This window comes from Sphingopyxis sp. P8 (assembly GCF_020622175.1).
GTDB classification, from domain to species: domain Bacteria; phylum Pseudomonadota; class Alphaproteobacteria; order Sphingomonadales; family Sphingomonadaceae; genus Sphingopyxis; species Sphingopyxis jiangsuensis.
On the sequence record NZ_JACNMK010000001.1, the window covers coordinates 843,041 to 863,974 of the forward strand.

Genomic DNA, 20,934 nt, shown 5'->3' on the forward strand with positions numbered 1-20,934 from the left:
GCGCCATGTAGGCGTGTCGGCCCCCTAACGGAAGGGATCACCCCGCCCGGTTGCATAATGCGCCATCGCCATCGTCGTCCATTGCGCGTTGACGCGGATGCAGCTCGGGAAAACGCTCGCGTCGGTGACGAGCACATTGGTCGTGCCATGGACGCGGCAGGCGGGGTCGACGACGCCGTGCTGCGGGTTTTCGTGCATCGCATTGCCGCCGTGCGGGTGGCTGCTCGACAGCGTCACGTCGTCCTGCTCGCGGATCGCAGCGGCGAAAAAGCCGTCGATGTCCATGTCGGGCGTCACCTTTTGCCCCTTCGCCAGCGCAGGATAACATTCGATCGCTCCCGCGGCGAAATGCACCTTGGTCAGCGTCGCCATCGCGCGGCGGAGCAGCGGCAGGTCGTCCTGCGTGTCGAGCCGGAACTTCAGCTTGCCGTCGTCGATCTGCCCGCGCCGGTCGGCGGGGACAAGCACGCCCGCCGAATGGACGCGTCCGTAATTTTTCATCCGCGCGGCATGATCGGCGAACCAGCCGGGCATCAGCGACGCCATCGACATCGGCGGCTGGAAATGGCTTTCGAGAAGGAAGTCGCCGCAGTCGACATAGCTCGACATCTGGTCCTCGTCCCACGCATTGCCGCCGACGCCCTCGGGCATCAGCGCGACGACGGGCGAGGCGACGTTGAGCGACACCTGATAGCCCGTGCCGTCGATGTCGCTGCGGTCGAGCAGCTTCGACGAGGCGATGGTGCCCGCCGCGACAACTACGCCGACGCGCGCGCCGACGATCCGCCGCGACCCGTCGGGCAGCACCAGCCGGACCGCCTCGGCCTCGCGCCGGCCGTCATAGGCGGTCTGCCACAGGATGCGGTCGGCCTTGGTGCCGGGCAGGATGCGCGCGCCATGGTCGCGGCACGCCTCGGGCAAATAGGTCTGCGCGACGCCCATGCGGCGCCCATAGGCGCAGCCCGAATTGCAATAGCCGCAATAGGCGCAGGCGTTCGGCGTCCCCGACGGCCCGAAATTCTTGTCGAACCAGTCGGCGACCGCGCGCGCATCCTTGGGGTCGGCCGAGGTCGCGGCATAGGCATGCCACCCGTTCATCAGGTGCGGGCCGTTGTGCCGCCCGCTCCGCGGCTCGATCCGCGCGATGCCGAGCTTCGCCTGCACCGCGTCATAACTCGCGTCGAACGCAGCGCGGTCGACCGGCGCGCCGATGCTCGCCCATTTTGCCAGCACGTCGAGCGCGTCGGGGTGCGTGCGCCCCTCCTCGTTGACGCGCAGGCAGATGCCGTTGTTGATCGTCGACGATCCGCCGACGCAGCGCCCCTGGAACACCACGAAATCGCGGTTCGTCGTCGTCTGCACCGCGCCATGCTTGTAAAGCCGCGCGATCATGTCGAGCTCGTGATGCGTGATCGCGGGCGACGGGTAAAAGGGCCCCGCCTCGACGATCAGCACCTTATAACCCTGCGCCGCAATATTACAGGCCGCGACCGCGCCCCCCGCACCCGACCCGACAACAATCACGTCATAGCGGTCGTCGAGGCTGTCGGCATCCAATATATGCGCGGGATCGATCTCGCGCCCCTCGACGCGGGTGATGGGCATCTCGCCGGGACCGCGCGCCCGAAATTTCGGGAGGGCAAAGCCGATCTGGCGATGCACCGGGTTGCCGACATTCTGATCCTCGCCGCCCGGCAGCCAATGGCCGTAGTAACAGGCATATATGATGCCGCGCAGCCGCCCCATGTCCTGGAACAAGTCGATCTGGCTGTCGCGCAGCCGGTCCTCGATCCGCGCGACGCGCGTTGCGACGCCGACCTCGCTGAACATCGGCCCGAGGACGAATTCGGTCGCGGCAAGCGAGACGCGCATCTCCTCGAGCTTGGTCCCGCCGACCTTACCGAACAGTTCGGCGACATTTGCCACGACCTGATCGGCGCTGATCGCCATTTCGGCGCCGTGAAACAGCGCTTCGGTCAATGCCTTCAGGAATTTGAGCTGCCCATGCCCGAATGGTGCCGCCATCGCCCCGTCCCCTGCTCACCCTGCATCCACGATGGCGCCTTATCATGGGGCGAGGCAAGGCATATTGTACCGAAACGGCGGGAACGGGATGCGAAGCGAAGGTTCCGAATCCCTTCCGCCGACGAAAGCCTGGCACCAGAGACGCGCTTGCTTTTGGGTCCGTTCCCCGCTATGCGCCCGCGCTTCCGTCATGGTCATCCCTGGAGGCGTGGCGGAACTGTGTAACTGTTTCTCGGAGAAATGATATGAGCGATCAGCTGACGCTGACGGCCGAGACGCGCGAACGCGGAGGCAAGGGAGCCTCGCGTGACCTGCGTCGCAATGGCCGCGTCCCCGCCGTCGTCTATGGCGGCAAAGAAGAACCCTTGATGATCCATGTCGAAGAAAAGCTGCTGATGAAGCAGCTGATGACGGGTCACTTCATGAACTCGGTCGTGATGATCGATGTTGGCGGCAAGCAGATCCGCACGCTGCCCAAGGACGTCGCTTTCCACCCGGTCAAGGATCGCCCGGTCCACGCCGACTTCCTGCGCATCGCCAAGGATGCCAAGGTGCAGGTCGCGATTCCGGTCGTGTTCCAGAACGAAGAAAAGTCGCCCGGCCTGAAGCGCGGCGGCGTGCTCAACATCGTTCGCCACGAGCTCGAGCTCGTTTGCGATGCGGACAAGATGCCCGACGAAATCGCGATCGACGTCACCGGTTTTGACGTGGGCGATTCGATCCACATCAGCAACGTGACGCTGCCGAAGGGCGTCGAAAGCGCGATCACCGACCGCGACTTCACCATCGCCACCATCGTCGCCCCGTCGGCGCTCAAATCGAGCGATGGCGATACGTCGAAGGACGAAGGCGAGGCCGAAGCCGAAGGCGGCGAAGACGCAGCCGAGGGCGGCGAAGAAGCCTGATCCACCGGACTCGCCCCTTCCCCTGCGTGGGAAGGGGCGATCCCCGACAGAGCCGGGAAGGACGCCGCCATGCAGCTCTGGGTCGGCCTCGGCAATCCCGGGCCGCAATATTCCATGCACCGCCACAATGTCGGCTTCATGGCGCTCGACGTCATCGCCGACATGCACGGATATCCCGCGCCCGCGAAGAAATTCCAGGGCTGGCTTCAGGAAGGGCGCATCGGTTCGCAGCGTATCTTGCTGCTCAAGCCCGGTACCTTCATGAACGAAAGCGGGCGCAGCGTGCGCGCCGCGATGGACTTTTTCAAACTGACGCCGCAGGACGTCACGGCCTTTTACGATGAACTCGACCTTGCGCCGATGAAGGTGAAGGTCAAGCAGGGCGGCGGTGCGGCGGGCCATAACGGCATCCGCAGCATGATCGCGCATATCGGCGACGATTTCCGCCGCGTGCGCATCGGCATCGGACATCCGGGGCACAAGGACCGCGTGACCGGCCATGTCCTCGGCAATTATCACAAGAGCGAGATCGAACCGCTGACCGACCTGCTCGGCGCCATCGCGGCTGAAGCGCCGTGGCTGGCGGATGGCGACGAGGTGCGCTTCCAGAACGACCTGGCGCTGCGGCTCAACGGTTGAGCATTTTTATTTCGTCACGCCGGATTTGATTGGAGCAAATATCAGTTGCACAACTGCGCTGTCGCAGACCGTCGCGCCGACTGCTTCCGATCACCTTAACAATCGCAGCGACACGTTGAGGCGGAAATCCCGCTGCCAGCAATCCCTACGTCCAGTATGACGACGGACCGAACAATTTAGAGAGCCAACTACAACGACGATCGAGACGCGCGAAATGCCGTTCGCGAGCGCGCTTATCGCGACTTATGCGACGTCATCGCGAACGCAGGCGGTTCAGCGTAATTCGAAAAGCATGAACGGCACGCACTCCATGACCATCCATCGCAACGCGGTGATTGTCACGCTCAGCCTCGCTAGACCGACGGCGAGATGAAGACCAAATCGCCGCTACCCCGATAACGGCGACGATGCCATCGATCGCATAGTGCCAGCCAAGATGGACCGACCCGACCGCGATAAACGCGAAAAAGGGAACGGTTAGAATCCGCAATTTCGGAAAGCAGAGGACATAAAGCCACGCCATTGCGACGTGCATCGACGGCATGGCTGAAATGCCCTGTCCAACATTGGCGGCCCTGTTGACATAGCCCTCGCGGAGATAGGCCGACGCAGCGTGTGCAAAAGGGGCGTTCGCAGGGAGGAACGATTGCCCGCCGACCAGATCGCCGAATATCGGGCCAACAGACGAAAATGCGGTTGCGATGACAAGACCAAGCAATGACCATGCCGCAAGGTAGCTGACGAAAAATCGCCGCTTCGTTTCTTCGGGGGCGAACATTCCGACAATGAGAATCGTCGCTAGCAGCATCGGCAACCATAGGAAATAAACGAAGTCTATGGCCGGTGTGACGAACGACGGAATGATTTTGTGTGACAGTTCCCAAGGTTTGCCGAAGAACAGCACTGTGTCCATTTGGGTAAACAAGTCATCGGCCCAGAACGGATTAACGGTCGGTATCTGTGATTTCAGCACGCCGAAGCTCGCTGAGAATGCGAGGGCCGCTGATACGAGCGCACCGTCCCATAGCGCCATTACTACTGGCCAGCTGTTTGCTTCTGCTCGACGGAACACAAATGCGGCGAGGAATCTCGCGCCGTGAAGCAGGGCGACCAACCCTGAAAGTGTAACTGCAAGGACGATAAGGTCGAAACGGGGCGCGCCAACATGCGCTGCGAACAGGGTCACAAGCAAACTAAACAGAATGCAGGACAGACGCCAAGGCATTACTCATTGTGCCTGAATTTTCTGGCGCGGCAAGTCGTGGCTTGGATTGGATCTTCTCGGCGTCCGTTGCGCTGCGCCGGGAAGCTAGATTTCGGATCAAACCTTGAATGATATGATGGCGAACCGAAGCCCTGATTGCGACTCCCCCTCCCATTTGGATGCGCTGCAAAATTGAGGCATGGTCGCGGGCGAAAGGAATCGCTCATGACCGACCGCCCTTCCCCTTCCCGCCGCGAGTTGATGATCGGCGCGGCTGCGCTGACGGCCGCGGCACCGGCCATACTCCGCGCCCAGGAGGCGCCTTCACTCAAAGGCCGAACTGTCCTTATCACCGGCTGTTCGAGCGGCTTCGGGCGGCTCGGCGCGCTGCATTATGCACGGCTCGGCGCGAAGGTGATCGCGACGATGCGGGGGGTGCCGCGGCCCGAGGCGGAAAGCCTTGCCGGCGAAGCGGCGAGGGACGGACTCGACCTTCATATCGTCGAAATCGACGTGACCAGCGACGCCTCGGTCGCGGGCGGCGCCGCAAAGGCGCTCGAGATTGCGGACGGGCGCATCGACACGCTGGTCAACAATGCAGGCATCGGCATCACCGGGCCGGTCGAGGTGCAGGATATGGAAGCGACCAAGCTGATCTTCGACACCAATGTTTTCGGTATCCAGCGGATGTTGCGCGCGCTGCTACCGCAGATGCGCGCGGCAAAGGTCGGCCAGATTTTCAATATCTCGTCGCAACTCGGGCGCGTCATCATCCCCGGCGGCGGCCATTATTCGGCCACCAAATTTGCGGTCGAGGCGCTGTCCGAGCAGCTTGCCTACGAGCTCGTGCCGCACGGCATCGATGTGACGATCATCCAGCCCGGCGGCTATCCGACCAAGGTCTGGGTCAATCGCAACGCCTATACCGGCGCGCTGAAAGAACGGAGCGAGCCTGCGCTGCTCGCGGCCTACGAACCCTTTACGCGCGGCATGGGAACGGAAGACGGCAGCGGACGCAGCGCCGACCCGATGGACGTCCCGCGCGCAATTGTCGAGATCATGGCGATGCCGGTGGGCAAGCGCCCGCTACGCCGCGCGGTGCACCCGGGCAACAAGCCGCAGGAAGCAATCAATCGCGTGTCGGCAGAAACGCAGCTTGCCTGGCTCGGCGGCAGCGCCCTCGGTCCGCTCGTCAAGGCGGTCCACGACTGATCGCCCGCGCGCGTCACCGCTTGGGCGGTGGGGGCGGCGATCCGTCGGGCGTTTGCGACATCATGATCACGCACATCGTGCGATGGACCGGGTGGCGGCCGCACGCGACGCCGGCATAGCGGTGCGTCGCGCGGAGCAGGCTGTGCCGATGACCGCGCCCCGGAACGCCATCGTCGATGAGCAACTGATGGACGACACCGGCGGGTTCGTGATGACCATAAGTGATCACTTCGTTGACATAGGGGCCGCCGCCGCGCGCCTTCATCCGCTCGCCGGGACCGCGGCCGCGCGAGTAATGGCCGACCGCGCCCGAGCGCGACTGGTCGGCGACATGGTCGGCAGCCGCACGCGCCAGCATATCGCTCGGATCGAGGCGCGGCAGCGGTCGCTCGCCGCGAAGGTCGCGGATCGCTTCGTCGACGGCGGATACGCCCTCATTGGTCAAAATGTCGATTTCGCCATTGCCGTTGCCGCGCAGCAACCGCCCCTCGAAACGCGGGCGATAGCTGCGCAACACGTCAGCGTAGCCCGCCGGATCGGCGCGAAAGCGATTGAGTTCGCCGAGCACGACTGCCTCGAACCTGTTTGGCGCCGCGGCGACGGTCGTTGCCAGTGCGAGCGCCGCGATTGCGACGGTCGGGAAGAGATAGGAACGCATGGCTGCGCAATAGAAGCCCGAGGCTGAACATTTGGCAACTGCCGCATTCGCCCACAAAGGCTGGCGCGCGCGGCCACGAGGCGCTAGGGGCGCGGGCAACGACCGGCGCGACGCCGGACCTCATGGAGTGTTTATGGGTTTCAAATGCGGGATCGTCGGGCTGCCCAATGTCGGCAAGTCCACGCTGTTCAATGCGCTGACCGAGACGCAGGCGGCGCAGGCGGCGAATTATCCCTTTTGCACGATCGAGCCGAACATCGGCAATGTCGCCGTCCCCGACGAGCGGCTCGACAAGCTCGCAGCCATTGCGTCGAGCCAGAAGATCATCCCGACGCAACTTGCCTTCGTCGACATCGCCGGCCTCGTGCGCGGGGCGTCGAAGGGCGAAGGACTCGGCAACCAGTTCCTCGGCAACATCCGCGAAGTCGACGCGATCGTTCATGTGCTGCGCTGTTTCGAGGATGACGACATCCAGCATGTCGAAAACAAGGTCGATCCCGTCGCCGATGCCGACACGGTCGAGACCGAGCTGCTGCTCGCCGACCTCGAAAGTCTGGAAAAGCGCGTTCCCGCCTTCCAGAAAAAGGCGACCGGCGGCGACAAGGAAGCCAAGGCGGCCGCGTCGGTGCTCGGCCAGGCGCTCGATCTGCTGCGCGCCGGAAAGCCTGCGCGGCTGACCGAACCCAAGGATGTCGAGGAGGAACGCATCCTCAAGCAAGCGCAGCTGCTGACCACCAAGCCCGTGCTGTATGTCTGCAACGTCGACGAGGCGAAGGCAGCCGATGGCAACGCCCACAGCGCCGCGGTCTTCGCACGCGCCGAGGCGGAGGGCGCGCAGGCGGTCATCGTGTCGGCGGCGATCGAGGCCGAGTTGGTCGGCATGGACGCCGACGAGCGCATGCTGTTCCTCGAAGAAATGGGTCTCCACGAAACCGGCCTCGCGCGCGTGATCCGCGCAGGCTATGAGCTGCTCCACCTTTTGACCTTCTTCACCGTCGGGCCGAAGGAAGCGCGCGCGTGGACCGTCCACAAGGGCGCGACCGCTCCAGAAGCAGCGGGTGAGATCCATAGCGACTTCCAGAAGGGCTTCATCCGCGCCGAGACCATCGCCTATGCCGACTATGTCGCGCTCGGCGGCGAAGCCAAGGCGCGCGAGGCCGGAAAGCTGCGCGCCGAGGGCAAGGCCTATGTCGTGCAGGACGGCGACGTGATGCACTTCCTGCATAGCTAGACGTCGCTACTACCACGTCCGCATGGGCGAGAAGCGGGCATCACCAACTTTCGTCATTCCCGCGAAAGCGGGAACCCAGAGTGGGGGCAGCCTATGCTCGCCCTGGGTTCGCGCCTTCGCTGGTATGACGATATGTGGTGGGAGACGATGACATCGATCGCCCGAAATCCGCCTTTGTCAAAGATTAGCCTGAGTCTTACCCCTCGAACGCCGCCAATATAGGGCATGGCCCCTTGTCGCTCGCGGCGCATTGATCGGCAAGACGCGCCAGGGCAGCGCGGGTCTCGGTCATTTGGGCGATCTTTTCGTCGAGCACATCAATGCGCTGCCGCGCCAACGCACGCACGCGCGGTCGGTCGTCGCTCTGTTCGAGCGCGAGTAGCTCGCCGATTTCGTCGAGCGTAAAACCCGATGCCTGCGCCGAGCGAATGAATTTCAGGCGGCGGACGTCATTTTCGTCATAGCGGCGGACGCCCCCGCTCCACCCGTCGCCACCGCTCCGCGCGGGCGTGCCGAGTAACCCACGACGTTGATAATAGCGGATAGTTTCTACCCCGACCCCGCCCGCTTTCGCAAATTTGCCGATCGTCAATTGCACTGCTTGACTCCGTACTATAGTACGGACGCTATATGGGCGGCATGACACAGCAAGCAACCCTCTATCGCATGGTCATGTCCGACCATATCTGTCCCTACGGTCTCAAGGCACTCCACCTGCTCAAACGCAAAGGCTATGCGGTCGACGACCGTTGGCTGACGACACGGGCCGAGACCGACGCCTTCAAGGCAAAGCATGATGTGAAGACCACGCCGCAAATCTTTATCGACGGGCGACGGATCGGCGGGCACGACGACCTCCGCCGACATTTTGGTCTGAAAGTCGCCGACCCCGACGCCACTACCTATACGCCCGTGATGGCGCTGTTCGCGATGACCGCGTTGATGGCGCTTGCGACCAGTTTTGCGGCCTATGGCGACGCCTTCACGGTCCGCGCCGCTGAATGGTTCATTTCGTTCAGCATGATCGTACTCGCGCTGCTCAAGCTGCAGGACGTCGAAAAGTTTGCGACGATGTTCCTGAATTACGACCTGCTCGCGCGCCGCTGGGTGCCTTATGGCCGCATCTATCCCTTTGCCGAAGGGCTGGCGGGCGTACTGATGACCGCGCACGCGCTACCGTGGCTGTCGATTCCGGTCGCGCTGTTCATAGCGAGCATCGGTGCGGTCTCGGTATTCAAGGCGGTCTATATCGACAAGCGCGACATCAAATGCGCATGCGTCGGCGGCAGCAGCAAGGTTCCGCTCGGCTTTGTATCGCTGACCGAAAATCTGATGATGATCGGCATGGCGCTCTGGATGCTGAGGATGGTGGTATGACACGGATGATCGACCGCCGCGCCTTGCTTGCCGTTGGAGGCGCGGCCGCGCTGGCACCATGGCTTCCGCTGTGGGCCCGGCCGGTCTCGTCCGGCTTGCCGACGGTGAGCGGAACCGACATCCGGCTGAAGATTGCGCACCGCATGCTGACCATCGATGGGCGGACGAGCCATGCAATCGGGATCAACGGAACGATCCCCGGCCCGCTCGTGCGGTTGCGGGAAGGCACGACAGTGCGGCTGCACGTCGAAAATGCACTGGACGAGGACAGTTCGATCCACTGGCACGGGCTGATCCTGCCCTTTCATATGGACGGCGTACCGGGAATCAGCTTTCCCGGCATCGCGCCGGGCACGACCTTCACTTATGAATTTCCGGTCCAGCAGTCAGGCACCTATTGGTATCACAGCCATTCGGGGCTGCAGGAGCAACTCGGCCACTATGGGCCGATCGTGATCGACCCCGCTGGCCCCGACCCGGTCGAACATGACCGCGAGCATGTCATCGTCCTGTCCGACCACAGCCCGATGCACCCGCATGTCATCTTCAAGAAGCTCAAGCAGATGGGTGGATATTTCAACCGTCAGAAACAGACGCTCGGCGGATTGATCGCGGGCGAGGACCAGACGCTCGGGGAGCGGCTGCGGTGGGGGGCGATGCGGATGGACCCGACCGACATCAGCGACGTCACCGCCGCCGCCTACACCTATCTGGTCAACGGGCACGGCCCGCAGGACAATTGGACCGGGCTGTTCCGGCCGGGCGAGCGCGTGCGGCTGCGCATCATCAACGCCTCCGCCATGTCGATCTTTAACGTCCGGATTCCCGGCCTCAAGATGATCGTCGTACAGGCCGACGGACTGAACGTCCGCCCCGTAACGGTCGGCGAGTTCCAGATCGGCGTCGCCGAGACCTATGACGTCATCGTCGTGCCCGAGGATCGCGCCTATACGCTGGTTGGCGAGACCAGCGATCGATCGGGAATGGCGCGCGCGACGCTGGCGCCGCGCGCCGGCATGACCGCGCCGGCACCCCCGCTTCGCAAACGCCCGCTCGCCACGATGAAGGACATGGGAATGGGTGCGATGGGCGGCATGGATCATGCAACAATGGACCATGGCGCGATGGACCATGGTGGCGATCATGGCGCGATGAAACACAGTATGCGCGACATGGACCTCGCCCCGACCGTCAAGGACACCCCCGCGGTCCAGAGCATTTCGCCGATGCCGGTCGACCGCACCGGCGAGGCCGGACAAGGCCTCGAGGATGTGGAGGACGCGCTGACCTATCGCGATCTCGTCGCACTCGACCGCAACCCCGATACGCGGACGCCTTCACGATCGATGGAGATCCACCTGACCGGCAATATGGAACGCTATATGTGGGCGTTCGACGGGGTGAAGATGAACGCGGTCAAAGACCCGATCCCCTTCCGGCTGGGCGAGCGCGTGCGCGTGACACTGGTCAACGACACGATGATGACCCATCCCATCCACCTGCACGGCCATTTTTTCGAACTGGTGACCGGAAAGGGCGACCATGCGCCGCGCAAACATACGGTCAATGTCCAGCCCGGCGGCAAGGTGACATTCGACCTGACCGCCGACGCGCCGGGCGACTGGGCCTTTCACTGCCACCTCCTCTATCACATGCACGCCGGAATGATGCAGGTCGTTACCGTCCGCGCGCCGGAGGATGCTGCATGAGCATGATCGCCCTCCTGTTCGCCGCGGCGCAGCCGGCGCATGCCGATCATGCGCCCCCGCCTGCCCCCACCTGTACGCCAGACCATGCGGCGATGGGGCATTGCACAATGCCCGATCCTCCTGCGGTTCCGCCGCCGCCGCCGAGCAGCGGCTGCACTGCAGAACACGCTGCGATGGGCCATTGCAAGTCCGACACCCCTTCTGCCGAAGTGGCGGACCCACATGGCAGCCATGACAATCCCCCCGGAAACGAGGCTGCGCCCGCTCCCCCGCGCGTCGACGCCGCCGACGCCATATTCGGCGCCGACGCAATGCGAGGACCGCGCGAGCGCCTCTATGCCGAGCATGGCGGCGGCACATTTTCCAAGCTGATGATCGACGAAGCCGAATGGCGCGCCGGGCAAGGCTCCGACGGTTACGCTTGGGACGCCGAAGCTTGGATTGGGGGCGACATCGACCGGCTGGTGCTGAAAAGCGAGGGAGAAGGCGCTTTCGATGGCGATTTCGAGGGCAGCGAGGCGCAGGCATTGTGGAGCCACGCCATCGGACCCTATTTCGACGTGCAGGCAGGCATTCGTCAGGATTTCGGTCCCGGCGCTTCGCCCACCCATGCCGTATTGGGCATCGAGGGACTGGCCCCCTATTGGTTCGAGGTCGAGGGCTCGCTGTTCGTGTCGCACAAGGGCGATGTGACCGCGCGGTTCGAAGCCAGCTATGACCAGCGCATCACGCAGCGGCTGATCGCGCAACCTTTGGCCGAGGCCGATTTCGCGATGCAGGACGTCACCGAGACCGGTGTCGGCGCGGGGCTGTCGAGCATCGAACTGGGGCTACGCCTGCGCTACGAGGTCGCGCGCGAATTTGCGCCCTATGTCGGCGTCGTTTGGGAACGCAAGATCGGCCGCACCGCGCGGCTGGCGCGCCGCGCGGGCGAGGATGCGTCGCGCCCGTCGTTTGTCGCCGGGGTACGTTTCTGGTTCTAGGGCCAAGACCCATTAATTACGCGTTCGAGGTTTGAAGCGATTTTGTTCAGTGCGAGGAAGCAAGACGACGGAATATGTCGATATTTCGAGGCTTGCCGACGAAGCAATGGACAAAATCGGTCAAATCCCGGAGGGACGCCGAAATGGCCTCGATCTCGGGTCCGCGCGGCCTTGCGGGTAGCGATGCTACCCGCTGCACCCGCCCGGACCCGATATCTTCGCCATTTCGACGCCTCGAACGCGTAATTAATGGGTCTTGGCCCTAGGACAGTTGCGGTGGCGCGCCGCTCGGCTATCGACGGTTGGTCGATTCGCCCACACGGAGCCGCACCATGTTCAGCCGTCGCCATTTTATCGCCGGGGCAACGCTTGCCGGCTTGTCGGCTCCCGCCATCGTCCGCGCGCAAAAGCTGTTTCGCGACTTTCCTTTCAGCCTCGGCGTTGCGTCGGGCGACCCCGCGAGCGACGGTTTCGTTATCTGGACGCGGCTTGCGCCCGACCCGATGGAGCGCCACGGCGGAATGCCGCTGTCGAATGTTCCGGTCGAGTGGGAAGTGTCGCCCGACAGCGGTTTTCGCGAGATCGCGGCGAAGGGGACGGTGCTTGCACGGCCCGAACTCGTGCACGCCGTGCATGTCGAGGTGGCGGGGCTCCAGCCCGACCGCCCCTATTATTACCGTTTCACCGCGGGCGGCGAGCGCAGCCTGCGCGGGCGCGCGCGCACCCTGCCCGCCGCCGGCGCGCGCGTCGATGCGCTGAAATTTGGCGTCGCAGGATGCCAGCACCTCGAATCGGGCTATTACGGCGCCTATCGCCACATGGCGCGCGAGGATCTGGCCTTCGTCTATCATTATGGCGACTTCATCTATGAATATCAGCAGGATTACCTCTTCCCCGACGGGCTGCCGGTGCGGCCGGTGCGCCGCTATGCCCAGCGCGCGCTGTTCGACCTGACCGATTTCCGCCTCGCCTATTCACAGACGCTGCTCGACATCGACCAGCAGGCGGTGCGCGCGCAGCATGCCCATCTGGCGAGCTTCGACGATCATGAGGTGATCAACGACTGGGTGTCCGACGTCGACAATTGGCGGCTCGACCTGCCCGGAAACAACCCCGACGCCGCGCCTGGCGATGTCTTCATGCTCAAGAAGGCGGCGGCGATGCAGGCATGGTACGAGCATATGCCGGTGCGCCGCGCGCTGTTGCCGCGCGGCGGCATGGTCGCGATGCACCGCGAATTTCGCTATGGCGACCTGATGGCGATGCAGTTGCTCGACACGCGCCAGTATCGCGACGACCAGCCGTGCGGCGACGGCTTCAAGCCTGCCTGCCCCGAAGTGTTCGCCAAGGATGCCGAGGTGCTCGGCAAGGCGCAGGAGCAATGGCTCGCGCGCAACCTGTCGCAAGGCGGCGCGACATGGAACGCGATCGCGCAGCAGGTGACGATGATGTCGCTCGACCGACGGCGGCGCGCCGACGAACCCGAGAAGATCGTCAACCTCGACAGCTGGGCAGGCTATGAGGCGCCGCGTCAGCGTATCCTGTCGCGCCTTGCGGGCCTCGACAATTGTATCGTGCTGACCGGCGACGAACATCAGAACTTCTGCGGCGACCTTGTCCAGCGCGACAAGGTGGTCGGCGCCGAATTCGTCGCAACGTCGATCTCGAGCGGCGGCGACGGCAGCGACCAGCGCCGCGGCACCGACGAGTTTCTGAAACTCAATCCCGAACTCAAATTTGCCAACGATCAACGCGGCTATCTCGTTTGCGAGGTAAATCGCGAGGCGTGGCAGACCCATTATATGGTCGTCGACCGGGTGACGGTGCCCGAAAACAGCCTGTCGAAACGCGCGACCGGCGTAGTCGAACGCGGGGTGGCGGGCGTAAGAATGGCGTGATGCCAATCGACGCCTTGCCAAAGCGGCGTGAGACACGGCATAGGCGCATCCATGCTGCACTATGAAGATATCGAAGTCGGTCGCATCGAGCGGTTCGGAAACAAACTCGTCGACCGCGAGGACGTGATCGATTTCGCGAGCAAGTTCGATCCGCAACCCTTTCACCTCGACGACGATGCGGCGGCGAAGACCTATTTCGGCAGATTGTCGGCAAGTGGTTGGCACACCGCGTCGATGGCGATGCGGATGATGGTCGACCATATGACCGAGCGCAAACAGGCTGGCCTCGGCTCACCTGGCATCGACGAGCTACGCTGGCTGAAACCCGTCTATCCGGGCGATACGCTGCGCTGCGAAACCGAAGTGCTCGAAAAACGCCGGTCGGAAAGTCGTCCCGACATGGGGATTTTCAAGTCGAAGCTCACGGTGTTCAACCAGGATGACGAGCCCGTCATGACCATGCGCTCGAACGGCCTGATCCGCGTGCGCGGCGACAAGGATTAGCGAACAGCGGCCTTGAACCGCGCGACGACATCCTCATTCCGTATCCGGCGCCAGCGCGTTTCAACGAGACTCAATAGGCCGAACATCGCAAGGCCGAGGATGACGAAGGCATAGATCAGCGGCTGGCCGCGCAGCGCGCTGAGCGCATCGTCAAGACCTTTGACGTGGTGCGCCTGTGCGAACCATCCGGCGCTGAGCAGCGAATAACCGACGATGGCGAACACAACCGCACGGGCTGCGGTGCCCGCCTGCCCGACCGGGCACACCCACGAGGGCGCGCGGGGGTCTATGTCGGCCATGAAGCTCGCGGTCCAGGCCTTGCGCCCCTGATGAAGGGCCGCGAGCAGAAAGGCTGCGCCAAGGATTCCCAGCAAGGTTCCGCCGAACGGAAGCTCCAGAATGAAGCGCGCGACGCCTTTTTCGGTCTCGCCACCTTCCTGCGAACGCCCATTCAGCAGCTTGAGCGCCAGCCATGCCAAGGCCAGATGCGCGAGCGCGCTGCCGGCATAGCCCGTACGGATCGCGAGCGCTTTCGCATCGTCGCCCTTGCCTTCGCCATCGAATAGTGCGCAATGCAGGCGATAAATGCCATAAAAACATAGTCCGATTGCGAGCAGCGTAAGCAGGATTCCACCCGCAGGCATCGTTTGGACATAGCGAAGCACGCCGACGGTGCCTTCGTCGCGCGTCCCGGTCGCAAAGGCGAGGTAGGCCAGCAGCAAGTAGACGACCCCTCGCGCAAACCATCCCGCGCGTGCAAAGGTCTCGAGCCTCCGGAGGCGGTCCATGTTCAACGATGTTCCCCTGTCGTTACGTTCCTTCCTCGAACGTGTTGCGCGCGCGCAGGTTCCGCCGACGCCGCGGACGGATTATCGGGGAGCTCCGTTGAAACCGCGTTGATGCAGTCAGTTTGCGGGCGGCGATGCCTCGACGGGATAGGCCGCGTCGCGCCACGCCTTCATTCCACCGTCGAGCGCGGTGGCGCGTTCGAAACCCAGTTCGCGCAGCGTCGCTGCCGCAAGGGTCGATATCTTGCCAAATTCGCAAATCGTCAGGATCTCGACGCTGGGGTCGGGCAGCAGCTCGTTGACGCGCAGTTCGAGTTGTCCGCGCGGAAGGTGCATAGCGCCCGGAACATGGCCCGCCGCAAAGGCATCCTTTTCGCGCACGTCGAGGACGACGAAGTCATTGGGCCGCGCGGCAATGCGGCGGTCGAGTTCTTCGAGTGCCATGAAGGGCACGCGCGCGCTCGCCTCGACGAGAAGTTGGCGGACCGTCTTGCCTCCCGACATGTTCGTGCGCAGCGCCTCGGTCAAATGGGTTGGCGCCGAAAGGTTGAGACTGTTCATCATCGCGACGAATTCGGCGCGGTCGGTTTTGGCGAGGCGCGGATTGGCGCGCCGTTCGTCGCCGATCGTGCTGTGCTCGCGCCCCTTATAGTCGTGCGCAGGGAACACAAGCGTGTCGTCGGGCAGGGCGAGCAGCTTGCCGAACAGGCTGTCGAACAATTGTTCGGGATCGCCACTCGGAAGGTCGGTACGCCCGGTCCCGCCGATGAGCAATGTGTCGCCGGTGAAAACACGGTCCTCGATATGAAGCGACATCGAGTCGCGCGTATGACCGGGCGTGTGAAGGATCCGGACGCGCATTGCGCCAAGCGGAAGCATATGACCGTCGTCGACATGAAGGTCGACATATAGCGACGGCGACAGGCGATGCATGACGATCGGAGCGCCATATTCGCGCCGGATCGCCTGTGCCCCCGAAAAATGGTCGGCATGGGTGTGGGTGTCGATGATGTAGCGGGGCCGAAGCCCTAGCTTCGCGATCTCTCCGATATAGCGGTCTACCTGGTCGAGTGCCGGATCGATTATCGCAGCGGCGCATGTGTCGGGGCAACCGACAATATAGGATTTGCATCCCTCTCCATCGCGGAAACTGGCGAAGATCATGGCGGCCTCCCCTCAACGCTTCTCTTTTCAGTTAACTATTCGGTTTCCGGTCCCTGTTCGGCCCAACTCAAAAGCGCGTCGAGCGCCGGACACAGCGTCTGCCCCCACGCGGTGATGCCATATTCGACCTTGGGCGGCACCTGGGGATGAACGATGCGCCGTACGATGCCGTCGCTTTCCATCTGGCGCAACTGCTGGGCGAGCATCTTTTGCGAAATGCCGGGGATCGCGCGCTCGAGGTCAGAGAAGCGCTTGAGCGCCCCGCCGAACAGGTGGAAGAGGATAACGAGCTTCCAGCGCCCCTCCAGCATATGAAACGCCCGTTCGATGCCCGCGGCGGCGCTCATCGGGGTATGTTCGACCTTACTCATACGTGAGTGCCTTACTTTTCCGTGCGTTCTTGTGCTTTTCGCTGCTTAGAAACATCTAGGCGGTGAAGCAATTTCAGGAGCCCGCGATGTCGATACCCCTGCCCCCACCCATTGCCGCCTATTTTGCAGCCGACCGTGCCGATGCGGCGGCCGTAGCCGCCTTTTTCACCGACGATGCAGTGGTGAAGGACGAAGGGGAGACGCATCGCGGCAAGGCGGCGATCCGGGCATGGAAAGCCGACGCCTCACGCAAGTACAGCTATAGCATCACGCCCGTCGCGGTCGCCGAAGAGGACGGCAAGATTGTCGTCACCTGTCATCTGGTCGGCAACTTCCCCGGAGGCGAAGTCAATCTACGCCATTTCTTTCGGGTCGAAGGTGACAAGATCGCCTTTCTGGAGATTATCCCATGAGCTTCGATCTTGGCCTCACGGGCAAGCGCGCGCTCGTTACGGGAGGGACGAAGGGCGCCGGCGCCGCGGTCGTCAAGCGCCTGATCGCCGAGGGCGCGCGCGTCATGAGCACGGCGCGATCCGCATCGGCCGCTATTCCTGGGGGCGTCGAATTCGCCGCGGCGGACCTGTCGACCGCCGAAGGCTGCGCCGTTGTCGCCGACGCCGTTCGCCGACGCTACGGCGCGGTCGATATTCTGGTGAACATGACCGGCGGCTCGTCGGCACCGGGCGGCGGTTATGCGGCGCTCGGGGATGATATATGGTTGGCCGAGCTCAATTTGAACCTGATGTCGGCGGTGCGGCTCGACCGGGCGCTGTTGCCAGCCATGATCGATCAGGGGTCGGGCGTGATCGTCCATGTCACCTCTATCCAGAATCGCCTTCCGCTTCCCGACTCAACGACGGCCTATGCCGCCGCCAAGGCCGCGCTGTCGACCTATAGCAAAAGTCTGTCGAAGGAGGTCACGCCAAAGGGGGTTCGCGTCGTGCGCGTCTCGCCCGGCTGGATCGAGACAGAGGCAGCCGTCGCGATTGCGGAGCGCCTCGCGGCGCACGCGGGCACCGATTATGAGGGAGGCAAGAAAATCATCATGGACGCACTCGGCGGCATTCCCCTCGGTCGCCCTGCCCGTCCCGCCGAGGTAGCCGACCTGATCGCCTTTCTCGCCTCGCCGCGCGCGGGCGCGATCAGCGGCGCCGAGTATGTCATTGACGGCGGAACGATTCCGACCGCCTGATGATTATTTGCGGCCGAACAGGCGTTCAACATCGTCCATTGCGAGCTTCACCCAGGTGGGGCGGCCGTGGTTGCACTGGCCCGAGTGCGGCGTGACTTCCATCTGGCGGAGGAGCGCGTTCATCTCGGTCACGTTCAGCGTGCGACCGGCGCGGACCGAGCCGTGGCATGCCATCGTCGCCGCGACCAGTTCGAGCTTTTCGTTGAGGCCGAGCGCGGCGTCGTAGCCCGCAAGATCGTCGGCGATGTCGGTCACGAGCTTGCGACAGTCGATCGCGCCAAGCATCGCCGGGGTCGCGCGCACCATGACGGCGGCAGGACCGAAGCGTTCGAGTTCGACCCCAAGCGCCGCGAGTTGATAGGCCGCGGCTTCCAGCCGGTCGCAGGCGGGTTCGTCGAGTTCAACGACCTCGGGCATTAGCAGTCCCTGCGAAGCGACCGACTGTCCCGCCATGCCGCGCTTCAAGGTTTCGAGCACGAGCCGCTCGTGCGCCGCATGCTGGTCGACAATCACCAGCCCGTCCTCGGCCTCTGCGACGATATAGGTTTTGGCGATCTGGCCGCGCGCGATGCCGAGCGGGTGGGCTACGGCGTCCGGTGGCGGCGCGACCGCGACTTCGGCGCGGCCTGCGACCGGCGCCGCGCTCGAAAAAGGCATTTGCCGGTCATAGACGCGCGCGATGTCGTCACCGACAGGGGGAACCTCTGCACCGAACAGGTGAACCGCAGGCTCGCCGGGACGTCCGAAGAGAAAGCCGGTCGCGGACGGCGGCGGCGCGACCGGTTCCTGCTGCCATGCGGCAAGCGCCGCCTCCGCAGGTCGCTGGACGCTGCGAAAACCCTGCTCGTCGAGCGCGCGGCGCAGCCCGCCGACGATCATTCCGCGCACCAGTTGCGGATCGCGAAAACGCACCTCGGTCTTTGCCGGATGGACGTTCACATCGACCTCGCTCGTCGGCATGTCGAGGAACAGCGCGACGACCGGGTGGCGGTCGCGCGCGAGGAGATCGGCATAGGCGCCGCGGAGCGCGCCAACGAGCAGCCGGTCTTTCACGGGACGCCCGTTGACGAACAGATATTGGTGGTCGGCGATGCCGCGATTGTAGGTTGGCAGGCTGATGACGCCGCCCAGATGCACTTCGCCGCGGTCAACATCGACGCCGATGCTGTTCTGCGCAAGCTCGCGCTGGGTGAGTGCGGCGACGCGTGCGAGGCGATCCTGACCGCCCTGCACGTCGAGGACGCGGCGGCCGTCATGCTCGACGGAAAAGCCAATCTCGGGCCGCGCCATCGCGAGCCGCCGCACGATATCGAGGCACGCGGCATATTCGCTGCGCGCGCTGCGCAGGAACTTGCGCCGTGCAGGCACGCGCGCGAACAGATCCTCGACAAGGACGCGCGTCCCCTTGGCAAGCGCCGCCGGCCCTTCGGCGATCACCGTGCCATTGTCGACGACGCGCCTCCACCCGTCGCCACCCGCAGTGCGGCTTTCGAGCGTCAGCCGCGCGACGCTGGCAATCGACGGCAGCGCTTCTCCCCGAAAACCGAGCGTCGTCACATCCTCGATCGCGTCGTCGGGCAGTTTCGAGGTCGCATGGCGTTCGAGCGCGAGCGCCATGTCGTCGGGCGTCATTCCGCAACCGTCGTCCTCGACTTCAAGCCGCGCGATCCCGCCCTCGGCGATTCGCACCGATATGCGAGTCGCACTCGCGTCGATGGCATTTTCAACCAGTTCTTTCAGCGCTGCGGCGGGTCTTTCGACCACTTCACCGGCTGCGATCCGATTTACGAGCGTTTCCGGCAGGCGGCGTATTGACATAATGGCTCTCCTAGCGCAGTCGGACGCAAATCGCGACCCACCCGCACAGCCTGATCATTTTATCCAGCCGCCCCACACGGAAGAGCCGGAATCTCCCCTGATTGGACCTGTCGCCGAACGGGACGCGCGGGCACCAAGACAGGGGCACGGTCCGCTTCGGGCCGCCGGCACCGATGACAGGAAGCAGTATCGATGTCCTTCTTTTCGCGTTGGTTCAAATTCAATTCCCAGGACATGGCCATCGACCTCGGCACCGCGAATACGGTGGTGTATGTCAGGGGTAAGGGCATTGTTCTCAACGAACCGTCGGTCGTGGCGGTCGAGACGCTGAACGGGGTCAAGCGGGTCAAGGCGGTCGGCGACGATGCCAAGCTGATGATGGGCAAGACCCCCGATAGCATCGAGGCGATCCGCCCGCTGCGCGACGGTGTGATCGCCGACATCGACGTCGCCGAGCAGATGATCAAGCACTTCATCACCAAGGTCCACGGCGGCAAGCCCAATGCGTTCCGCAGCCCCGAAATCGTGATCTGCGTGCCGTCGGGATCGACCAGCGTCGAACGCCGTGCGATCCGCGACGCCGCGTCGAACGCGGGCGCGAGCGAGGTGTGGCTGATCGAGGAACCGATGGCCGCCGCCATCGGCGCCGACATGCCCGTCACCGAACCGATCGGGTCGATGGTCGTCGACATCGGCGGCGGCACGACCGAGGTTGCGGTGCTCAGCTTGCGCGGTCTCGCCTACACCACTTCGGTCCGCGCGGGCGGCGACAAGATGGACGAGGCGATCGTCTCCTATGTCCGCCGGCACCATAATCTGCTGATCGGCGAAACCACCGCCGAGCGCATCAAGAAGGATTTCGGCATCGCGCGCATCCCCGCCGACGGCACGGGCATGACGATCCACATCAAGGGCCGCGACCTCGTCAACGGCGTACCCAAGGAAATCTCGATCAACCAGGCGCAGATCGCCGAGGCGCTGTCGGAGCCGATCGGAACAATCGTCGAAGGCGTCCGCATCGCGCTCGAAAACACCGCCCCCGAACTCGCGGCCGACATCGTCGATCAGGGCATCGTGCTGACGGGCGGCGGCGCGCTGATCCGCGAGCTCGACGAGCTGCTCCGCGACGCGACGGGGCTTCCGGTCACGGTCGCCGACGACCCGCTGACCTGCGTCGCCATCGGCACCGGCCGCGCGATGGAGGACCCCGCATTCCGCGGCGTGCTGCAGCAAGCTTGATTCGGCGTATTTGATCC

General features: G+C 63.9%; 20 protein-coding genes. 12 read left to right on the top strand and 8 right to left on the bottom strand.

Features of this window, described 5'->3' with window-relative positions:
* Window positions 1–24: 24 nt before the first annotated feature.
* On the bottom strand, window positions 25–2,025 hold the full coding sequence (locus tag H7692_RS04185; RefSeq protein ID WP_222135849.1) for a GMC family oxidoreductase N-terminal domain-containing protein: 2,001 nt from the start codon (window positions 2,023–2,025) through the stop codon (window positions 25–27).
* Window positions 2,026–2,270: 245 nt separating this feature from the next.
* On the opposite strand from H7692_RS04185, the gene H7692_RS04190 reads away from it, so the two are divergent.
* Both H7692_RS04190 and pth read left to right on the top strand, forming a co-directional pair.
* Window positions 2,271–2,930 (top strand): 50S ribosomal protein L25/general stress protein Ctc, encoded by a 660-nt coding sequence (locus H7692_RS04190; protein WP_201926096.1) that lies wholly within the window; start codon window positions 2,271–2,273, stop codon window positions 2,928–2,930.
* 69 nt (window positions 2,931–2,999) lie between these two features.
* The gene (gene pth / locus H7692_RS04195; protein ID WP_222135848.1) at window positions 3,000–3,569 is read left to right on the top strand and encodes an aminoacyl-tRNA hydrolase; all 570 of its coding nucleotides are present in this window, start codon (window positions 3,000–3,002) and stop codon (window positions 3,567–3,569) included.
* 253 nt (window positions 3,570–3,822) lie between these two features.
* Here pth and H7692_RS04200 read toward each other — a convergent pair whose 3' ends face one another.
* Window positions 3,823–4,755, bottom strand: coding sequence for a phosphatase PAP2 family protein (locus H7692_RS04200; RefSeq protein ID WP_201926100.1), 933 nt, complete (start codon window positions 4,753–4,755; stop codon window positions 3,823–3,825).
* Between the two features lie 243 nt (window positions 4,756–4,998).
* Here H7692_RS04200 and H7692_RS04205 point away from each other — a divergent pair, with 243 nt between their 5' ends.
* Window positions 4,999–5,985, top strand: a complete 987-nt coding sequence (locus tag H7692_RS04205; RefSeq protein WP_227339819.1) for an SDR family oxidoreductase — start codon at window positions 4,999–5,001, stop codon at window positions 5,983–5,985.
* 13 nt (window positions 5,986–5,998) lie between these two features.
* On the opposite strand, the gene H7692_RS04210 is transcribed toward H7692_RS04205, so the two are convergent.
* The gene (locus H7692_RS04210; protein WP_222135846.1) at window positions 5,999–6,643 is read right to left on the bottom strand and encodes a CAP domain-containing protein; all 645 of its coding nucleotides are present in this window, start codon (window positions 6,641–6,643) and stop codon (window positions 5,999–6,001) included.
* Between the two features lie 133 nt (window positions 6,644–6,776).
* Between H7692_RS04210 and ychF the strand changes: the two genes are divergently transcribed.
* On the top strand, window positions 6,777–7,874 hold the full coding sequence (gene ychF, locus H7692_RS04215) for a redox-regulated ATPase YchF (protein WP_227339820.1): 1,098 nt from the start codon (window positions 6,777–6,779) through the stop codon (window positions 7,872–7,874).
* A gap of 196 nt (window positions 7,875–8,070) precedes the next feature.
* Here the strand turns inward: ychF and H7692_RS04220 are convergent, their stop codons facing one another.
* On the bottom strand, window positions 8,071–8,472 hold the full coding sequence (locus tag H7692_RS04220) for a MerR family transcriptional regulator (RefSeq protein WP_227339821.1): 402 nt from the start codon (window positions 8,470–8,472) through the stop codon (window positions 8,071–8,073).
* Window positions 8,473–8,513: 41 nt separating this feature from the next.
* Here H7692_RS04220 and H7692_RS04225 point away from each other — a divergent pair, with 41 nt between their 5' ends.
* The 5 genes from H7692_RS04225 to H7692_RS04245 all read left to right on the top strand — a co-directional run bounded on the left by H7692_RS04225 (window position 8,514) and on the right by H7692_RS04245 (window position 14,345).
* Complete coding sequence (locus H7692_RS04225) at window positions 8,514–9,251, top strand: glutaredoxin family protein (protein ID WP_227339822.1); 738 nt, start codon at window positions 8,514–8,516, stop codon at window positions 9,249–9,251.
* A complete protein-coding gene (locus H7692_RS04230) occupies window positions 9,248–10,960 on the top strand; it encodes a copper resistance system multicopper oxidase (RefSeq protein ID WP_227339823.1) in 1,713 nt (570 codons plus the stop codon). The genes H7692_RS04225 and H7692_RS04230 overlap by 4 nt, the downstream gene beginning before the upstream one ends.
* A complete protein-coding gene (locus tag H7692_RS04235; protein ID WP_227339824.1) occupies window positions 10,957–11,943 on the top strand; it encodes a copper resistance protein B in 987 nt (328 codons plus the stop codon). The genes H7692_RS04230 and H7692_RS04235 overlap by 4 nt, the downstream gene beginning before the upstream one ends.
* Window positions 11,944–12,275: 332 nt before the next feature.
* A complete protein-coding gene (locus H7692_RS04240) occupies window positions 12,276–13,841 on the top strand; it encodes an alkaline phosphatase D family protein (protein WP_222135843.1) in 1,566 nt (521 codons plus the stop codon).
* Window positions 13,842–13,892: 51 nt separating this feature from the next.
* Entirely contained in the window at window positions 13,893–14,345 is a 453-nt protein-coding gene (locus tag H7692_RS04245) for a MaoC family dehydratase (protein WP_222135842.1), read from the top strand.
* Here the strand turns inward: H7692_RS04245 and H7692_RS04250 are convergent.
* The 3 genes from H7692_RS04250 to H7692_RS04260 form a co-directional block, all read right to left on the bottom strand.
* On the bottom strand, window positions 14,342–15,133 hold the full coding sequence (locus H7692_RS04250) for a DUF1206 domain-containing protein (RefSeq protein WP_201926117.1): 792 nt from the start codon (window positions 15,131–15,133) through the stop codon (window positions 14,342–14,344). The two genes, H7692_RS04245 and H7692_RS04250, sit on opposite strands and share 4 nt — an antisense overlap.
* A 117-nt stretch (window positions 15,134–15,250) precedes the next feature.
* Window positions 15,251–16,297, bottom strand: a complete 1,047-nt coding sequence (locus H7692_RS04255) for an MBL fold metallo-hydrolase (RefSeq protein ID WP_222135840.1) — start codon at window positions 16,295–16,297, stop codon at window positions 15,251–15,253.
* 35 nt (window positions 16,298–16,332) lie between these two features.
* Window positions 16,333–16,668: a winged helix-turn-helix transcriptional regulator gene (locus H7692_RS04260; protein ID WP_227339825.1), complete on the bottom strand. Its 336-nt coding sequence runs from the start codon at window positions 16,666–16,668 to the stop codon at window positions 16,333–16,335.
* Window positions 16,669–16,754: 86 nt separating this feature from the next.
* On the opposite strand from H7692_RS04260, the gene H7692_RS04265 reads away from it, so the two are divergent.
* Together H7692_RS04265 and H7692_RS04270 are read left to right on the top strand one after the other, a co-directional pair.
* Window positions 16,755–17,081, top strand: a complete 327-nt coding sequence (locus H7692_RS04265; RefSeq protein ID WP_222135839.1) for a nuclear transport factor 2 family protein — start codon at window positions 16,755–16,757, stop codon at window positions 17,079–17,081.
* Window positions 17,078–17,860 (top strand): SDR family oxidoreductase, encoded by a 783-nt coding sequence (locus tag H7692_RS04270; protein ID WP_222135838.1) that lies wholly within the window; start codon window positions 17,078–17,080, stop codon window positions 17,858–17,860. Before H7692_RS04265 ends, H7692_RS04270 begins: the two co-directional genes overlap by 4 nt.
* A 3-nt stretch (window positions 17,861–17,863) precedes the next feature.
* Here the strand turns inward: H7692_RS04270 and mutL are convergent, their stop codons facing one another.
* Window positions 17,864–19,678, bottom strand: coding sequence for a DNA mismatch repair endonuclease MutL (gene mutL / locus H7692_RS04275; protein ID WP_222135837.1), 1,815 nt, complete (start codon window positions 19,676–19,678; stop codon window positions 17,864–17,866).
* A 192-nt stretch (window positions 19,679–19,870) separates the two neighbouring features.
* Between mutL and H7692_RS04280 the strand changes: the two genes are divergently transcribed.
* Window positions 19,871–20,917: a rod shape-determining protein gene (locus H7692_RS04280; RefSeq protein ID WP_201926123.1), complete on the top strand. Its 1,047-nt coding sequence runs from the start codon at window positions 19,871–19,873 to the stop codon at window positions 20,915–20,917.
* Window positions 20,918–20,934: the final 17 nt, after the last annotated feature.